The sequence below is a fragment of the Xenorhabdus sp. BG5 genome, assembly GCF_015163665.1.
GTDB lineage: Bacteria > Pseudomonadota > Gammaproteobacteria > Enterobacterales > Enterobacteriaceae > Xenorhabdus.
Window position 1 is genome coordinate 1 of sequence record NZ_JADEUG010000085.1, and the last position, 998, is coordinate 998.

Genomic DNA, 998 nt, shown 5'->3' on the forward strand with positions numbered 1-998 from the left:
GCTATCGCAGAAGCTGGCTTTGTCGCCACCGCTGAGCAGGTTAAGCACTATGATTGCCTCCTCGCGCTTGAAGATACGACCTCGCTGGAATTTATCCACCCTACGGTTCGAGATGAGATGGGGCACACCGCATCCAATAAGTATTCCAGAGGGATGCATGCGCATTCTGTTCTGCTTTTTGCACCTGATAAGCAACAGGTCGTTGGACTCATTGAGCAGGCACGTTGGACCCGAGACCTTCAGGCTTACGGGCAAAATCAATATCATGCGAGCAGAGCTTATAAAGACAAAGAAAGCTATAAATGGGAACGGGCTTCACGCGCAATGGAAGCCCGCCTCGGTGCTGACATGCGAAAAGTTATCTCGGTCTGTGACCGGGAAGCAGACATTATCGAGTACCTGACCTATAAGGTCTCAAATCATCAGCGCTTTGTCGTTCGCTCTATGCAAAGCCGTTGCATAGAAGAAAGCACCGACAAGCTTTATCATTACAGTGGCGCCTTGGTGTATGCGGATACGAGAACGGTTCAAGTGAGGCAAAAAGGCGGGCGAAAAGCGCGTGATGCCCACTGCGAAGTGCGTTATGCGGCGGTGACCGTAAAAATCCCGGCGAATAAAACCGGTGACGGCGTCCCACTGTACGATGTCGGTTGTCAAGAAACGGGAAATCATGATGGCTTGAGCTGGCACATTCTGACCTCAGAACCCGTGAAAACAAAAGAAGATGCCCAGCGTATTCTCGATTACTACGAAAAACGGTGGCTGATTGAAGAATTTCACAAAGCGTGGAAAAGCGGTGGCACTCAGGTTGAAGAGTTACGCATGCAAAGCAAAGAGAATTTAGAACGCATGGTAGTGATACTCGCGTTTATTGCAGTCCGTCTTCATCAATTGCGCTATCTGGGGCTTAATAAAGAGGAAGCAGAAAAGCAGAGCTGTGAAATGATCCTGAGTCCGCTAGCGTGGAACTTACTGTGGTCAAAGCAAAACAAATCGAA

At 49.2% G+C, this 998-nt stretch carries 1 protein-coding gene; it reads left to right on the top strand.

Features of this window, described 5'->3' with window-relative positions; all coding sequences use genetic code 11:
* Positions 1-998, top strand: a 998-nt coding sequence (locus IQ209_RS17910; protein ID WP_193852530.1) for an IS4 family transposase, incomplete at both ends; no start/stop codon positions are given.